The sequence below is a fragment of the Streptomyces sp. Ag109_O5-1 genome (assembly GCF_003814875.1).
GTDB lineage: Bacteria > Actinomycetota > Actinomycetes > Streptomycetales > Streptomycetaceae > Streptomyces > Streptomyces sasae.
The window spans coordinates 728,084-742,594 of sequence record NZ_RKQF01000001.1 but is presented as its reverse complement, the minus strand read 5'-3'; the positions used below and the strand labels follow the sequence as shown (position 1 = coordinate 742,594).

15 protein-coding genes are annotated in these 14,511 nt (G+C 72.0%); 8 read left to right on the top strand and 7 right to left on the bottom strand.

Annotated features, from left to right (window positions below):
* Positions 1–110: 110 nt before the first annotated feature.
* On the bottom strand, positions 111–872 hold the full coding sequence (locus tag EDD90_RS03335) for an SDR family NAD(P)-dependent oxidoreductase (protein ID WP_123971655.1): 762 nt from the start codon (positions 870–872) through the stop codon (positions 111–113).
* A gap of 155 nt (positions 873–1,027) precedes the next feature.
* On the opposite strand from EDD90_RS03335, the gene EDD90_RS03330 reads away from it, so the two are divergent.
* On the top strand, positions 1,028–1,663 hold the full coding sequence (locus tag EDD90_RS03330) for a TetR/AcrR family transcriptional regulator (protein ID WP_123971654.1): 636 nt from the start codon (positions 1,028–1,030) through the stop codon (positions 1,661–1,663).
* A gap of 28 nt (positions 1,664–1,691) precedes the next feature.
* On the opposite strand, the gene EDD90_RS03325 is transcribed toward EDD90_RS03330, so the two are convergent.
* Genes EDD90_RS03325 through dhaK form a run of 3 tightly spaced genes read right to left on the bottom strand, consistent with a single transcriptional unit; the run spans position 1,692 to position 3,735 of the window.
* Positions 1,692–2,102: a PTS-dependent dihydroxyacetone kinase phosphotransferase subunit DhaM gene (locus EDD90_RS03325; protein ID WP_123971653.1), complete on the bottom strand. Its 411-nt coding sequence runs from the start codon at positions 2,100–2,102 to the stop codon at positions 1,692–1,694.
* Positions 2,095–2,694 (bottom strand): dihydroxyacetone kinase subunit DhaL, encoded by a 600-nt coding sequence (gene dhaL, locus EDD90_RS03320; RefSeq protein WP_123971652.1) that lies wholly within the window; start codon positions 2,692–2,694, stop codon positions 2,095–2,097. The genes EDD90_RS03325 and dhaL overlap by 8 nt, the downstream gene beginning before the upstream one ends.
* A 48-nt stretch (positions 2,695–2,742) precedes the next feature.
* Positions 2,743–3,735 carry a dihydroxyacetone kinase subunit DhaK gene (dhaK, locus tag EDD90_RS03315; RefSeq protein WP_123971651.1) on the bottom strand — a complete coding sequence of 331 codons (993 nt, stop codon included), beginning with the start codon at positions 3,733–3,735 and terminating at the stop codon, positions 2,743–2,745.
* Positions 3,736–4,236: 501 nt separating this feature from the next.
* Between dhaK and EDD90_RS03310 the strand changes: the two genes are divergently transcribed.
* Both EDD90_RS03310 and EDD90_RS03305 read left to right on the top strand, forming a co-directional pair.
* Positions 4,237–5,067, top strand: a complete 831-nt coding sequence (locus tag EDD90_RS03310; RefSeq protein WP_260327591.1) for a polysaccharide deacetylase family protein — start codon at positions 4,237–4,239, stop codon at positions 5,065–5,067.
* Positions 5,068–5,197: 130 nt separating this feature from the next.
* Positions 5,198–5,764 (top strand): dihydrofolate reductase family protein, encoded by a 567-nt coding sequence (locus EDD90_RS03305; protein WP_123971649.1) that lies wholly within the window; start codon positions 5,198–5,200, stop codon positions 5,762–5,764.
* A gap of 18 nt (positions 5,765–5,782) precedes the next feature.
* On the opposite strand, the gene EDD90_RS03300 is transcribed toward EDD90_RS03305, so the two are convergent.
* Positions 5,783–6,691: an SDR family oxidoreductase gene (locus EDD90_RS03300; RefSeq protein WP_123971648.1), complete on the bottom strand. Its 909-nt coding sequence runs from the start codon at positions 6,689–6,691 to the stop codon at positions 5,783–5,785.
* A gap of 120 nt (positions 6,692–6,811) precedes the next feature.
* Here EDD90_RS03300 and EDD90_RS03295 point away from each other — a divergent pair, with 120 nt between their 5' ends.
* The gene (locus EDD90_RS03295; RefSeq protein ID WP_123971647.1) at positions 6,812–7,375 is read left to right on the top strand and encodes a TetR/AcrR family transcriptional regulator; all 564 of its coding nucleotides are present in this window, start codon (positions 6,812–6,814) and stop codon (positions 7,373–7,375) included.
* Positions 7,376–7,481: 106 nt separating this feature from the next.
* Here EDD90_RS03295 and EDD90_RS03290 read toward each other — a convergent pair whose 3' ends face one another.
* Positions 7,482–7,967: a hypothetical protein gene (locus EDD90_RS03290; protein WP_123971646.1), complete on the bottom strand. Its 486-nt coding sequence runs from the start codon at positions 7,965–7,967 to the stop codon at positions 7,482–7,484.
* 368 nt (positions 7,968–8,335) lie between these two features.
* On the opposite strand from EDD90_RS03290, the gene EDD90_RS03285 reads away from it, so the two are divergent.
* From EDD90_RS03285 to EDD90_RS03275, 3 genes are read left to right on the top strand one after another with little or no spacing between them, the layout of a single operon-like run.
* The gene (locus EDD90_RS03285; RefSeq protein WP_123971645.1) at positions 8,336–9,529 is read left to right on the top strand and encodes a hypothetical protein; all 1,194 of its coding nucleotides are present in this window, start codon (positions 8,336–8,338) and stop codon (positions 9,527–9,529) included.
* 32 nt (positions 9,530–9,561) lie between these two features.
* Positions 9,562–10,065 carry a hypothetical protein gene (locus EDD90_RS03280; protein ID WP_260327589.1) on the top strand — a complete coding sequence of 168 codons (504 nt, stop codon included), beginning with the start codon at positions 9,562–9,564 and terminating at the stop codon, positions 10,063–10,065.
* 9 nt (positions 10,066–10,074) lie between these two features.
* Positions 10,075–11,091: a M64 family metallopeptidase gene (locus EDD90_RS03275; protein ID WP_260327588.1), complete on the top strand. Its 1,017-nt coding sequence runs from the start codon at positions 10,075–10,077 to the stop codon at positions 11,089–11,091.
* 15 nt (positions 11,092–11,106) lie between these two features.
* Here EDD90_RS03275 and EDD90_RS03270 read toward each other — a convergent pair whose 3' ends face one another.
* Entirely contained in the window at positions 11,107–11,895 is a 789-nt protein-coding gene (locus EDD90_RS03270; protein ID WP_123971644.1) for a hypothetical protein, read from the bottom strand.
* Positions 11,896–12,112: 217 nt separating this feature from the next.
* Between EDD90_RS03270 and EDD90_RS03265 the strand changes: the two genes are divergently transcribed.
* The gene (locus tag EDD90_RS03265) at positions 12,113–14,509 is read left to right on the top strand and encodes a tetratricopeptide repeat protein (protein ID WP_260327585.1); all 2,397 of its coding nucleotides are present in this window, start codon (positions 12,113–12,115) and stop codon (positions 14,507–14,509) included.
* Positions 14,510–14,511: the final 2 nt, after the last annotated feature.

Here is a 14,511-nt window from a genome sequence, read left to right as displayed (position 1 = left end):
AAGGGAGGGCGTTGGCGTCTACGTCGTCACCGACGACTCGTCACCCGTCAGCGACAGGACGGACCTGCCGGCACCGGACCCCGCACCCGTCCCGGCCGGCCCGCCTCGACTCAGACCGCCGCCCAGCCGTTGTCCACGGGCAGGATCGCGCCGTTGATGTTGCCGGCCGCGTCCGAGGCCAGGAAGACGATCGCCGCCGCCTGCTCCTCAGGCTCGGAGACCTGGCCCACGTTGCCGAAGTAGGGGCCGAGCGCGGCCGGACCGTGCGCGCCGTCCGCCAGGTCGATCTGGATGCCGGTCCTGGTGCCGCCGGGGGCGATCGCGTTGGCCCGGATGCCCTGGTTGCGGTACATCACCGCCAGGGACTTCGTCAGGCCGACGACGCCGTGCTTGGAGGCCGTGTAGGCCGCGCCCGCCGCGCTGCCGCGCAGGCCGGCCTCGGAGGCGGTGTTGACGATCGCGCCCCGGCCCGCCGCCAGCATGTGCGGCAGCACCGCCCGGGTCAGCAGGAACGGCGCGGTGAGGTTGACCCGGATCACCCGCTCCCACTCCGCGTCGCTCACCTCGCCCAGCGCCGACATGCGGTCCATGATCCCGGCGTTGTTCACCAGGACGTCCACCCCGCCGAACCGCTCCACGGTCGTCGCGACCACCCGGTCCACGACGGACTGCTCACTCAGGTCACCGGTGACGGCCACGGCCGTGCCGCCCGCCTCCTCGATCTCCGTCACCGTCGCGGCGGCGCCCTCGGCGTTGAGGTCGGCGACCACCACCCGGGCGCCCTCCCTCGCGAAGGCCAGGGCGGAGGCATGCCCGATGCCCGATCCTGCGCCGGTGACGATGACGGCGCGCCCGTCGAGTCCGCTGGCCATGTGGTGCTCCGATCTGGTGGTTCGAGGGCGCCCGGCGCCCGCTTCCGGTCACACCATACGACTTAATGTCGTCGAGTGACATAAAGTCGCCGGCAGAATCCACCGCCGTTTCGGAGAGAATCCCGGTGCAGCAGTCACCGACGCCGGAGGGACAGATGACCGCAGGGGGACGCACCGGACGGCCGCCCCTCACCGAGGAGCGCAAGGCCGAGATCAGACTGGAGATCGCCCGGGCCGCGGTGGACCTGTTCGTCGCCCAGGGGGTGGCCGCGACCACCGGGGAGCAGATCGGGCAGGCGGTGGGGGTCTCGGCGCGCACGGTGTGGCGCTACTTCCCGAGCAAGGAGGCCTGCGTACGACCGCTGTTCGCGGCCGGTATCGAGGTCGTCGCCGAGTGCCTGCGCGCGTGGCGGCCGGGCCAGGCGCTGGAGGAGGCGATCGGGGACGCCGTACCGACGGACAGCCGCCTGGCGCACAGCCCGGACCGCGCCACCATGGGCGCCTTGGTCCGGCTGACCCGCGACGAACCGGGCCTGCGCGCGGAATGGCTGCAGTCCTACGACGAGGCCGAACCGGCGTTCGCCCGCGCCCTGGCCGAACGGGCCGGACTCCCCGCCGACGATCTGCGGCCCACCATCCAGGCGGCCATGCTCAACGCGGCCCTGCGTGCGGCCGCCGAGCACTACGCCTGGCGCGTCGCCGACGGGACCACGGACCCCGCCACGGCCGAGGCCGAACTCACGGCGACCATGCGCTCGGCCCTCGCGGTCGTGGCGGGCGGGCTGTCCTAAGGGGTTCTCGTAGGGGGTTCCAGGGGGTTCAGACCTTGCGGTAGGTGTACGCCTCGGCGGCCGCCGACTCCACCGCGCCGAGGTCCGCCCCGGTGGCCGCCGTGACGACCGCGGCCACCGCGCCCTCGACGAACGGGGCGTCCACCAGGCGGGTGCCGTCCGGGAGTTCGTCGCCCTCGGCGAGCAGCGCCTTCACCGTGAGCACCGCGCTGCCCAGGTCGGTGAGGACGGCGACCCCGGCACCCCGGTCCACGGCCGCGGCCGCGGCGGCGATCAGCTCGGCGCTGGTGCCGATCCCGCCGCCCTCGGTACCGCCGGCGGCGGCGACCGGCACCGCCGTGGCCCCGCCCGCCAGCCCCTTGGCCAGCTCCGCGACGGACGCGGCGACCTCCGCGCTGTGCGACACCAGCACGATCCCGACCAGCTTGTCGTCACTCACCGGACGCCTCCTCCAGCCCCGCGATGAGCAGGGCCGACGAGGTGGCGCCCGGGTCCTGGTGGCCGATGCTGCGCTCGCCGAGGTAGCTGGCCCGGCCCTTGCGGGCCTGCAGCGGAATCGTCGCCTCGGCGCCCTGCTCGGCGGCGGCACGCGCCGCGCCGAACCCGTCGCCGAGTGCGTCCAGGGCCGGCACCAGGGCGTCGATCATCGTCTTGTCCCCGGGCGCGGCACCGCCGAGCGCCATCACCTTGTCCACCCCCGCCCGCAGCGCCTCGGCGAACTGTTCCTCGCCGACCTCGGCCGCGTCGCCGAGCGCCTTGCCGGTGCTGCGCAGCAGCGTCCCGTACAGCGGCCCGGACGCGCCGCCGACCGTCGAGATCAGCACACGTCCGGCGAGCGTCAGCACGGCCCCCGGGGTGTCGGGTGAGTCCTTCTCCAACGCGGCCGTGACCGCCTTGAACCCGCGCTGGAGGTTGCTGCCGTGGTCGGCGTCCCCGATGGGGGAGTCGAGGGCGGTGAGCCGCTCCGCCTCGCGGTCCACGGAGGTGGCGGTCGCCGCCATCCAGCGGCGGAAGAATTCGGCGTCGAGCACTGGATCTCCTTGCGTTGCGTACGGACGCGGGTCGGTGCTGTTCCCCGCTCACATCCCCCAGCGCAGGGCCGGCGTCTTCACCGGCGCGTCCCACAGCCGCAGCAGGTCCTCGTCGAGCTGGCAGAGGGTGACCGAGGCGCCGGCCATGTCCAGGGAGGTCACGTAGTTGCCGACCAGGGTGCGGGCCACGGTGACCCCGCGCTCGGCGAGCACGCGCTGGACCTCGGCGTTGAAGCCGTACAGCTCCAGCAGCGGGGTGGCACCCATGCCGTTGACCAGGACGAGTACCGGGTTGCGCGGTGGCATGTCCTCCAGGACGGCGTTTACGGAGAAGTCGGCGATCTCGCCGGAGGTCATCATGGCCCGCCGTTCGCGGCCCGGCTCACCATGGATGCCGATGCCCAACTCCAGCTCGCCCGGGGGCAGATCGAAGGTCGGGGTGCCCTTGGCCGGGGTCGTACAGGCGCTCAGTGCCACGCCGAAGCTGCGCGAGTTCTCGTTCACCTGCCGCCCGATGGCCTCCACCCGCTCCAACGGCTGCCCCTCGGCGGCCGCGGCGCCCGCGATCTTCTCCACGAACAGGGTGGCGCCGGTACCGCGGCGGCCGGCGGTGTAGAGGCTGTCGGTGACGGCCACGTCGTCGTTGACCAGGACTTTTCCGACCTGGATGCCCTCGTCCTCGGCGAGTTCGGCGGCCATGTCGAAGTTGAGCACGTCACCCGTGTAGTTCTTCACGATGAACAGCACACCGGCTCCGCTGTCCACGGCCGCGGCGGCCCGTGCCATCTGGTCGGGAACGGGAGAGGTGAACACCTCACCGGGGCAGGCCGCCGACAGCATCCCGGGACCGACGAACCCGCCGTGCAACGGCTCGTGCCCCGAACCCCCGCCCGAGACCAGCCCGACCTGACCGGCCACGGGGGCGTCCCGCCGTACGATCACCCGGTTCTCCACGTCCACGGTGAGATCGGGATGAGCGGCCGCGATGCCCCGCAGCGCATCCGCCACCACGGTTTCCGGAACGTTGATGAGCATCTTCATGGGTACCTCCCAGTGACATTAGCAGCCTAGCCCTTGGCCTGCGTCATCGCAGGTCAGAGCGGATGCGGGGGACTTCCGAACCAGGTGTTCGGTGACGGTCCGTAGCGGTCGGGGGCAGGTCGTGGCAGGGGTGATGCTGACTCGGTGCTGACGTCGATGACGGGTCGTCAGGCTCGCAGGGGGTGAGGTGGCCGGCAGGGTCGCGGGTGTCGCTGACGGCAGTATCGACCTTGTCGCCGCGAAGGTCACGTGGGCGGCGCGCGCGGACCCTGCCGAGGACCGAAGACGTCGGCAGTGCCGAGCACGGCATGACCGGATGCGTCAGATGGCCGGTTCGGGCCGTGGGTTCACGGTCTTGTGCAGCATGCTTTACGGAATCACACCCGACTATTGATCGTTTTTCGTATTGTCGGGTTACCTTCGGCGGATCAGGGGTCGGATGTCAGCTGAGGGACGGGAACTGTGGAGCGGTGCAGCAGTCGGGGCAGGTTGTACCGGTCGGTGACGGGGACGGCCGCAGTGGCCCTGGCCGTCGGCGGTTGTGGTGCGGGCGCGGTGGGCGGAACCGGTCACACGGCTCGCGCCTCGCAGTCCGCCGCACCGGGCGGCACCAGCAGAACCGCGCCGAAAAGTTCTGACGCCGCGGTCTGGCACAAGTGGGGCCTGACGCCTCTGTCCACCGCACCGCAGCCGCCGGCCGACAAGCCGGTGAAGCTCTCCGCCACCGGAACCGTTCCGGTCTTCACCCACATACCGACCGCGCAGAAGGTCGTCTTCATCACCGTGGACGACGGGCAGGAGAAGGATCCCAAGTTCATCGAGATGATGCGGGACTTGAGGATACCCATCACGATGTTCCTGATGAACGACGCCATCAAAGCGGACTACGCGTATTTCAAGCCGCTGCAGGCGCTGGGCAACCACATCCAGAACCACACCCTGCACCACCCCGTCATGAACACCATCCCGCTGGCCCGCCAGAAGGAAGAGGTGTGCGGCGACCAGAAGATCCTCACCAGGGAGTACGGCACCGCACCGCTGCTGTTCCGGCCGCCCTACGGCGCGTACAACAGCGACACCAGGATCGCGGTCGGCGAGTGCGGACCCCGAGCGATCGTGTGGTGGCGGGAGTCCATGCAGATTCGCAATATGCAGTACCAGACGGCGGACAAGAAGCTGCGCCCCGGAGACATCATCCTCGCCCACTTCCGCGGGCCGTCCGAGCTCAAGGGCGCCACGATGACGCGGATGTTCGCCAACCTGCTCCGGCGCATCCATGAGCAGGGGTTCGCCGTAGCCCGCTTGGAGGACTACATCCAGCCACCGGCCTGATGAATCCCCGGGCGACCGGCATTCTCTCCTCCCTGGTGAGGCGATCTTCCCGGGGGATCCCGCGAGCCGCGATGAGTTCCGCGGCGTCCGGCGGTCCTACTGCCGAACCGGTGACCGAGGAGGACTTCTCATGCGCAGGGTGACCTATTCGATGGGCGTCTCACTCGACGGCTATGTCGTCGGGCCGGACGGCGGCTTCGCCTGGGCGGCGCCGGACGCAGAGGTCTTCCGCTTCTGGATCGACGAGATCCGAGGGGTCGGCGTCCACCTGCTGGGACGACGGCTGTACGAGACGATGCTGTACTGGGAGACCGCCGACCAGGATCCGTCGCTCGGTGCCCCGGAACTCGAGTGGACCGCGCTCTGGAAGCGGCTCCCGAAGGTGGTGTTCTCCACCACGCTGTCAGAGGTGCAGGGAAATGCCCGGCCGGCCCGCGGAGGCCTCGCGGAGGAGATCGAGCGGTTGCGAGCCGAACCGGGGGAGGGGGAGATCGCGATCGGCGGCGCGACTCTCGCCGCAGAGGCGGCTGCGCTGGGCCTGATCGACGAGTACCGGACCGTGGTCTACCCGGTGCTGGTCGGCGGAGGCATCCCGTTCTTTCCCCGGCACGAGCGCCGGGTGGATCTGGAACTCGTGCAGACCCGCACCTTCGGCTCGGGAGTCGTCTACCTCTGCTACCGCGTGGCGAACCGGTGACCTGACGGGTTCACGGGGTCAGGTACGGAAGTAGTGTCCCTTCTCCAGGTCCTCCAGGAGACCCGGTCCCAGCGGGCGCCAGTCGAGGAGTTCGCGGGTGAGGGCGCTGGACGCGGGGAGGTCCTGGCCGATGAGGCCGGCCAGCCAGGTGAAGTGGGCCGGGGCGTCCTCGGGGGCGACCGGGGCCGTCGGGACGTCCAGATGACGGCCTATCACCTCCGCCACGGCGCGGATCTCGACGCCGTCGTCGGCGACCCCGTGCAGTACGGATCCGGCCGGTGCCCGCTCCACCGCGAGCCGGAACAGCCGGGCCGCGTCCAGGCGGTGGACGGCGGGCCAGCGGTTGGAGCCGTCACCGAGGTAGCCGGAGACGCCCGTGGCGCGGGCGAGGGCGACGAGGGACGCCATGAACCCGGCGTCCCCGTCACCGTGGCAGGTCGGTGACAGCCGGACCACCGACGAGCGCACGCCCCGCTCGGCCGCGGCCAGTACCGCCGTGGCGGTGGCCGCGCGCTCCGACAGCGCCGATCCGTCGGTCGTCGGCATGTCCCGTTCGGTCACCGTGCGCCCCGGTGTGAAGCCCATGAACCCGCCGGCGACCACCAGGGGGCGCCCGCTGCCCGCCAGCGCGTCGGCGAGAGTGTCGACGGCCCGGCGGTCGGCCTGCGCGGCGCCCGCGAAGTCGCCGGTGAAGGCGATGTCGTGCTTGAAGGCGAGATGGACCACGCCGTCCGACGCGGCGGCGGCCGTGCCGAGGACGTCGAGGTCGTCGATCGTGCCCCGGACCACACCGGCTCCGGCCCCGGAGAGTGCGGCGGCGGAGGCGTCGGAGCGGGCGAGGCCGGTGACCTCGTGCCCCGCGCCGAGGAGATCGGGGACGAGGGCGGAACCGAGCCAGCCGGAAGCGCCGGTGACGAAGATGCGCATGGGAGTACCTCAGACCACGAGTGGGTGTCGATGCCGTCGGGCGGCATCGAGTGATGTCAGTGACTGTCGTCATCGACGGTAGCACTGATGTCAGGGACTGTCATCGCGTAGGATCCGGCCATGGGTAGATGGGAGCCGAACACACGGGAGCGCCTGGCGCGGGCGGCGCTGGAACTGTTCGGCGAGCGCGGCTACGAACAGACCACGGTGGCGGAGATCGCCCGGCGGGCCGGACTCACCGAGCGCACCTACTTCCGGCACTACGCCGACAAGCGTGAGGTGCTGTTCGGCGGCTCGGAGGTGCTGCAGCAGGTGTTCACGACGGCGGTCGCCGAGGCGCCCCCGTCCGCCGTGCCGATCGACGTCGTGGCGGCGGGGCTGGAGGCGGTCGCGGCGGTGTTCCCGGAACGCGAGCACTCCCGGCAGCGGCAGTCCGTCGTGGGCTCGCACCCGGAACTCCAGGAACGCGAACTGATCAAACTCGCCACTCTCTGCACTTCGGTGACGGAAGCCCTGCGCGCCCGAGGCGTCCCGGACCCCGCCGCCGCCCTCGCCGCCGAGGCCGGGATCGCCGTCTTCAAGATCGGCTACGAACGCTGGATCGCCCCCGCCGAACAGCGCGAACTGGCCGACCTGCTCCGCGAGTCACTGACCGAACTGAAGGCCGTGGCGGCGGGGAGCTAGGCCCTGCCGTGGTGGGGCCCCGCCGCCGTAGCGGCGCCTCCTGCTCCAGGATCACGGCGGGGAGCGCGGCCTCCAGGACCTGGCCGCGCGGCAGGGACAGGACGAACTACCGTTCGATGATCTCCAGTGCGGTGCGGTGCGGTGCGGTGCGGTGCGGTGCAGTGCGGTGCACGTCGCGGCGAGGCATGTCGGCGTCCGGCAGACCGGCAGCAGCCGGCATTTCCTCGATGCCGACCGCCACCTCGCGGTCCCCCTGTATCCCGTCGTAGCCCCATGATCCGTCCAGGTGGAGGTTGAAGGCACACACGAGGCGATCGTCATGGAGACAGGAGAACTGGGGCGGTACCGGCTTGCCGTTCTCCTCTTCGAATTCCAGCTCGAAGACATGTGCGCCACCCCGGGAGACCGGTGCCTGCGATCCGAACTCCGCCTGCCAGCCGTCGTACTTGACCACGAAGACCCACTCGTCGATCTCTCCATGACGCAGGCCTGTCGCGGGGTAGGGACCCCAACTGTCGTCCTCCACGGCAGCGATCAGCTCCTTGGCGGTGAGACGGCCCAGGCTGCGGACCGTGCGCGCCGGGCCGAACACCGTCGAGGTGAGCCGAAACCAGCTCCTCGGCGTCCAGCCCTCGGGCGAGCACCACGCTGTAGCCGCCGAAGGCGATCGAACGGGGAGCGGCGAGCCATGCAATTCCGTCGGCCATGGCGCTCATCGTGGCGCACCCTTGCCGGGCGCGTCGCGAGAATCCACCGCCACCCTGCGCCGCAGCAGACGCCCTCGGCCCGCGTCCCGGCGGTGGTCGCGAACGTCTTGTTCGTGGCCGAACGCCCACTGTGTGACCCATCGGAACTGATGTACAAGTGAGGGCTGTGCGGCAACCGGTCGGCCCGTGCCGGGGAGGGCACAGTCGTCCGCCGAACCATGCTCGTTCAGACCGATCGTTTCAGGGGGGCATCATGCGCATACGTTTACGTGCCTGGACTCTGGTGGGCGCGGGCCTGCTGGCCGTGGGCGCCGGTCCGGCGTACGGGGCCGGCAGGCCGTCCGCGGAGCCGGCGGCGGGGTCCGTGCAGTACACCGTGCAGGACCTCGGTACCCTCGGCGGTACCCGCAGCGAGGCGACCGCCATCGACGGCCGTACGGTCGTCGGGAGTTCACTGACGAGCGGCGACGCCGCCGAACACGCCTTCGTCTACGACCTGCGCAGACACACCATGACCGATATCGGCACGCTGGGGGACTCCAGCCGGGCGACCGGCGTGGAGGGGGACCACGTCGTCGGGGAGTCGGACCTGTCCGCCGGTGGACCGGCTCATGGATTCGTCTACGACCTCCGGACCCGCCGGCTCGTCGACATCGGCACGCTCGGCGGCAGCAGCACCGACATCACCGGCCTCGACGGTGACACCGTGGTGGGGACGTCGTCGCTCTCCGGCGACGCGGTCACCCACGCGTTCGCGTACAGCCTGCGCACCCGGACCATGACCGATCTCGGCAGCCTCGCCGGCCCGTCGGGCGACAGCACCGCCGCAGCCGTCAGCGGTTCGCTCGTCGTGGGCGACTCCTCCCTGCCGGACACCCCTGCCGGCACGACGCACGGCTTCGCGTACAACCTGCGCACCCGCACGATGACCGACCTCGGCACCCTCGGCGGCAGCTCCAGCACAGCCAACGACATCAGCGGTTCCACCGTGGTCGGCCAGTCCCGGACGGCCGGCAACAGCATCTCCGGATACGCCTACGACCTGCGCACCGGTATCCGCACGGACCTGGGGTTCCACTTCCTGACCGCTCAGCTGATCAGCGGGAACACCGTGGTCGGCGGCGACAGCCTGCTCTCCAGCTCGTACGACCTCATCACGCACACGAGTGCCACGATCGGCTCCGGACGTGGTGTCACCGAAGTCAAGCAGATCAGAGGACACTTCGTGGTCGGCGACAACTTCGCCCCCAACTCCTTCGCCTTCGTCGCCCGCGTCGACAACGGCGACTTCACCTACCTGGCCTCCCTCGGCGGCCTCAACTCCGCCGCGACGCAGGTCGACCGCCACGGCGTCGTCGCAGGCAGCGCGGCACTTCCGCCCGCCGACCCGGTGTCTGTCAACGGGCCCTTCCACGCCGCCGTCTGGATACCGCACACGGTGGCGTAGGGGAGCGAGCCGGACATCGCCAACGGCCGAGAGTGCCCGCCGGTGCGGCCACCGTGCCGACGGGCGCTCATGATCGGCCGGAGCTACCATGTGAACGCATCCCGCGCCGGCCTCGCACCACGCCGTACCGCCCCCGGCACCCCCGTCGAACCGGCTCGGTCCGCCTCGTCTCCCAGCAGCCGGTCGACGCGGTCATCAGCGGCTTCGACGCCCATCCCGAGGTACGTCCCGGCAATTTCGTCGAGACCCGGGACGACAAGGGACAGCGCCTGGCCCGCGTTCCCGCCCGCGGGGCCTTCCGGGAGAGCGCCGAGGTCTTCCCGGAGGAGCATTCGCAGCCGATCACACGGGTCGACGTGGAGCCGCGCGGTGCCTTCACCGTGCTCCTGCCCGCACCGGAGGAGGCCGTCCAGGTCGCCGTGGTCCGCGCCGCACCCGCGGCCCCCGGGGCGCGGCTCGCGCCCGGCGGCGCGACGAGTCCGCCTCCCGGCGCCACGCAGGATGTCGACCTGGCCACCTTCCGGCTCGAGCGGTAGGGGGCCGGGATGACCACCTCCGACGGAACCGTCCAGGGCCGTACCCAGACCTTCGGATCCGCGCCGCGCAACCGGGCCTTCACCGTCGTACTGCTGGGCGACGGCTTCACCGCCGCGCAGCAGACCGATTTCAACACCGCCTGCAAGGACTTCGTCAACGCGCTGACCGCCACCGCGCCCTACGACGAACTCGCGCCGGCGATCAACATCTGGCGGGTCAACGTCACTTCCACCGACTCGGGAGCCGACGACCCGGCCGGCGCAGGCAGTACCGGCGCCACGGCCCGCACGTACTTCGACTCCACGTTCGGCGCGAACGGCATCCGGCGGCTGCTCGTGTGCAACAACTCGACGGTCCTCCAGACCGCCGCGGCCCAGGTGCCGGTGTTCTCCGCCGCCATCGTCGTGGTGAACTCCACCGTCTACGGCGGCAGCGGAGGCTCGGTCGGCACGTACTCCCTGGCGAGCGGCGCGACCGAGATCGCCATCCATGAGGCCGGGCACACGGCGTACGGGCTCGCGGACGAGTACCCGTACTACGCCGGCGGCAACGAGACCGGACACGACCACCATCCGGCCGGTGAGCCCTCCGAGCCGAACGTCACGCTGAACACCGACCGCACCACCCTGAAATGGGGCTGGGCGGTCGCCGCGAACACGGCCCTGCCCACGATGAGCAACCCGAACTGCGCGACCGTGGACTCACGGCCCAGCACGGTCCCCACCGGGACGGTCGGCACCTTCGAGGGCGCGCACTACTACCACTGCGGCGCCCACCGGCCCGAATACACCTGCAAGATGCCCGAGTTGGGCGTCCCGTTCTGCCGGGTGTGCCGACAGGTGATCTGGAACCGGATCGGCCCGCTCGCGACCCTGCCCGCCCGCGACCGCACGCCGATCAGCGTCGTCGCCCGCTACCCCGAGCACCTCGACGTCTTCGCCGCGGCGGCGGACGGGCGCACCATGTCCAACTGGTGGGACGCGACGGGCGGCTGGGCCGGATGGTTCCAGCTCGGCATCACCTGACCGCCCCCTCGGCGGTCAGCCCAGACAGATGACGAGCAGGCAGAGCTGCGAGGGCGCGGTCGCGGTCGCGGTCGGCGCGGGACTCGCCGTCGACGTCGATGTGCCGGTGGTGGCGGTGGCGGTGGGCGTGGCCGTCGGCTGCGATTGCGACTGCGCGGCAGTGCTGGCGGACGTGGTGGCGGCGGACTGCGGCTGGGCCGCGGACGTCGCCGTGGGCCGCGCCGAGGCACCGGTGTTCTGCCGGGGTGTCGAAGTGACCCGGGGCGTGCCCGCGGTCTGCTCGTGCGGGGCGTTCACCGCGGCCGTCCGTGCGGCGGGCGTGGAGTCGGGGGCCCGGTGCCGGCCGGTCGGCGTCGACACCGCCAGGGTGGGCTCGGTGGCCTGTTCTCCCGCCACCCCCATGGTCGTGTTGTCCGGGGCCGTGGCCGCCTGGGCCCGGTCCGTGGACTGCCGGTCCAGCGAGGCGACGGTCAGACCGCCGCCGACCAGGGCGACCGCGGTGGCCACCACGGCCCGGCGCTGGTTCTTCTTCCAGCGGGCCCGCTGGCGGCGGCGGGCCGCCCGGCCGAGCGGCGACGCCGCCGCAGCGGTGTCCGGGCCGTCGTAAGGGTCCTCGGCGTGCTCTTCGGCGTACGCGTCCGGGTCGTCGTGCCACGCGCTGTCGGCCGGGGCCTGCCAGACCGCCGCACCGGTCGCCACCGGGGCCGCGGTGGCGCGGGGCGCGATGTCCGGGGCGTAGGCGCCGCATCCGGGGCACGCCAGGGCGCCGTTGAGGTGCCGACGGCACGAGGAGCAGTAGTCCATCCGCGGTCTTCCTGACTCGACTGCGCCAGCGGCGTCCTGAGCCGTGGCCTGATCTCGTTCGCACGTGGGATCGAACGGCCAGAACGGTAGCGAGCCTTTGGCAAGGCAGTGTGCAGTCTGTGTGTCGCTTCTGCACAGATGCCGTCGGCGTTCCGCGCAGGCCGGCGGCCGATCGCGTCGATACCATTGCGGGAACAGCGAGTTGGGGGTGTCCGGGGTGGAAGCGTTGATGGGCATGGTGCTCTCGGCCGTCGGCACGGTCGCCTCGGGTGCCCTGTCCGGGGCGGGCGGTGAGGCCGGCAGACGGACCTCCGAGCGGCTGTACGACCTGCTCAGCCGCGGCCGTGCGGCCACTGGGAGCGGTCCGGGCCCGGCCGCGCTGCCGGTCACCGAGTCCGAGCGGACGGCCGCCGCCTCGCGACTGCTCGAACTCGCCCGTACCTCACCGGAGTTCGCCCGCGAGGTGACGGAGTGGGCCCGGGAGGCGTCGTTGCTGGCGCCACGCACGGTGCCGGCCGTGGCGCACGCCGCCTCCCGGCCGCGGATGCTGCCCCCGGCGACGGCGGCGTTCACCGACCGCGAGGAGGTACTCGCCTGGCTCGGGGCGCTGCTGGACGAGGAGGGCCCCGCGCCCGGTGCGCCGACGATCGCCGTGCTCACCGGGCCGGGCGGCATGGGCAAGACCGCCACCGCCGTCCGCGGCGCGATCGAACTGCTGGACCGGTTCCCCGACGGCGCCCTGTTCGCCGACCTGGAAGGCGCCTCCGCCAGTACCGCACTCCCGCCCTCCGACGTGCTCGCGCGCTTCCTGGAGCGGCTCGGGGTGCCGCCGGCCATGGTGCCGGGCGACGAGGCACGGCAGCGGGATTTGTACCGCGACTGCACGGCAGGCCGGCGCCTGATCGTTGTACTGGACAACGCCCATGACGATGCCCAGGTGATCCCCTTGCTCCCGGCCTCGTCGGAGTGCCTGGTCCTGGTGACGAGCCGGCACCGGCCGGGGCGGCTCGTGGCCGGCCACGGGGCCCGGACGCTGTCGCTCGGACCCTTGTCCACCGAGGATTCCGTCACCCTGATCAGACGGGTCGCCGGCCGTGACCGCCAGGCCGCCCCGGACGCGGTCGTCCGGGCCGTGGCCGAGGGCACCGGCGGGGTTCCGCTCGCGGTGTGCACCACGGGTGCCGGACTGGCCGTCCGGGAACACCTGACCTGGGAACGGGTCGCACAGCAGCTCTCCGGCCGGAGCCACAGCCACGACCACGGAGGTGCCGCCATCGGAGCACCGGCCCCCGATGCCCCGGCCGATCCCGTCCGTCTGGTCCAGGACGTCGCGTACGGCGAACTGACCTCCGAGAGCCGGGCGTTCTACCGTGCGATCGCGGTGTGGCCCTGGCCGACCGTGACCGTGACGTGCGCAGCCCGTGCGGCGGAGGTCGGCGAGGACGAGGCACGGGCCGCGCTGGAGCGGCTGGCCCGGGTGCATCTGCTGGACGAGGTCGGAGAGGAACGCTACCGGTTCCACGACCTGACCCGGGCCCACGCCCACGGGCTCGCGGCCGCCGAGGACGGCCACGGCCGGATGGCCGCCACGGTCCGCCGGGTGGCGGCCGCGCAGCTGCGTTTCGCGGCGGCGGCGGACTTCAGGGTCATGCCGCTGCGCTGGCGGCTCGGCCCCGCCTATCGGGGACTCGTCCTGCCGGAACACCGCGACCCCGCGGACGGCAGGCGTGCGCTGGCTGAACTGCGGCAGGAACGGGAGAACCTCGCGGCCGTCGTCCGGGCCGCCGCACACCACGGATTCGACGACCTCGTATGGCAGTTGTGCGAGGCCATGTGGGGTCTGCACCTGATGCTCGGCTTCCATGCGCAGTGGATCGACACCCACCTGCTCGGCGTCGAGGCCGCCCGGCGCAGCGCGGCGGAGTTCGGCGACCCGCGCGCCGTGGGCCGGATGTGGACCCAGCTCGCCTTCGGCCACATGGGGGCGGGCCGGGCGGAAGACGCCGCCGGGGCACTCGCGAACGCCAGGGCCGCGGACCGGGCCTGCGGGCACCACCGGGGCGAGGCCACCGCCGTCGAGGCGCTCGGACTGCTCCACCTCAAGCAGTGGGAGTTCGCGGCGGCCCAGCGGTGCTTCGAGGAGGCACAGGAGATCCTCGGCCGTATCGGTCCGGACGCGGACGGACGGGCCGACGTGCCGCGTGCCACGGCCCTGCTGGAACACCACATCGGCCGGGCCCTGACCAGGCAGCGCCACTTCACCGCCGCCGTCGCCCGGCTGAACGACGCCCTCGCGCGGTTCCGCCGGCTGCCCGGCGGCGACCCCTACAACGCGGGACGCGTCTACATGAGCCTGGGCGACGCACACCTGGACGCGCAGGACGCCGAGCAGGCCCGTGTCTGCCTGGACGAGGCCGTCAAGGTCATGACCGAGGCGGGTGCGGGACTGCAGCTCGCGGACGCCCTCGACGCGCGGTCCCGGTGCCTGCGCCGTCTGGGACGCCCGGCCGAGGAGGCGGCGGATCTCCGGGCCGCCGCCGCGTGCTACGAGGAGCACGGCGACCGGATCGGACTCGAAAGGGTGCGGACGCGGCTCGCCGGGGTACAGGCGTGACA

Excerpts from the sequence above, each read along its gene's own strand:
- EDD90_RS03335 (WP_123971655.1), bottom strand. The coding sequence starts at position 872 with ATGGCCAGCGGACTCGACGGGCGCGCCGTCATCGTCACCGGCGCAGGA.
- EDD90_RS03330 (WP_123971654.1), top strand. The coding sequence starts at position 1,028 with ATGACCGCAGGGGGACGCACCGGACGGCCGCCCCTCACCGAGGAGCGC.
- dhaK (WP_123971651.1), bottom strand. The coding sequence starts at position 3,735 with ATGAAGATGCTCATCAACGTTCCGGAAACCGTGGTGGCGGATGCGCTG.
- EDD90_RS03305 (WP_123971649.1), top strand. The coding sequence starts at position 5,198 with ATGCGCAGGGTGACCTATTCGATGGGCGTCTCACTCGACGGCTATGTC.
- EDD90_RS03300 (WP_123971648.1), bottom strand. The coding sequence starts at position 6,691 with ATGCGCATCTTCGTCACCGGCGCTTCCGGCTGGCTCGGTTCCGCCCTC.
- EDD90_RS03295 (WP_123971647.1), top strand. The coding sequence starts at position 6,812 with ATGGGTAGATGGGAGCCGAACACACGGGAGCGCCTGGCGCGGGCGGCG.
- EDD90_RS03285 (WP_123971645.1), top strand. The coding sequence starts at position 8,336 with ATGCGCATACGTTTACGTGCCTGGACTCTGGTGGGCGCGGGCCTGCTG.
- EDD90_RS03275 (WP_260327588.1), top strand. The coding sequence starts at position 10,075 with ATGACCACCTCCGACGGAACCGTCCAGGGCCGTACCCAGACCTTCGGA.
- EDD90_RS03270 (WP_123971644.1), bottom strand. The coding sequence starts at position 11,895 with ATGGACTACTGCTCCTCGTGCCGTCGGCACCTCAACGGCGCCCTGGCG.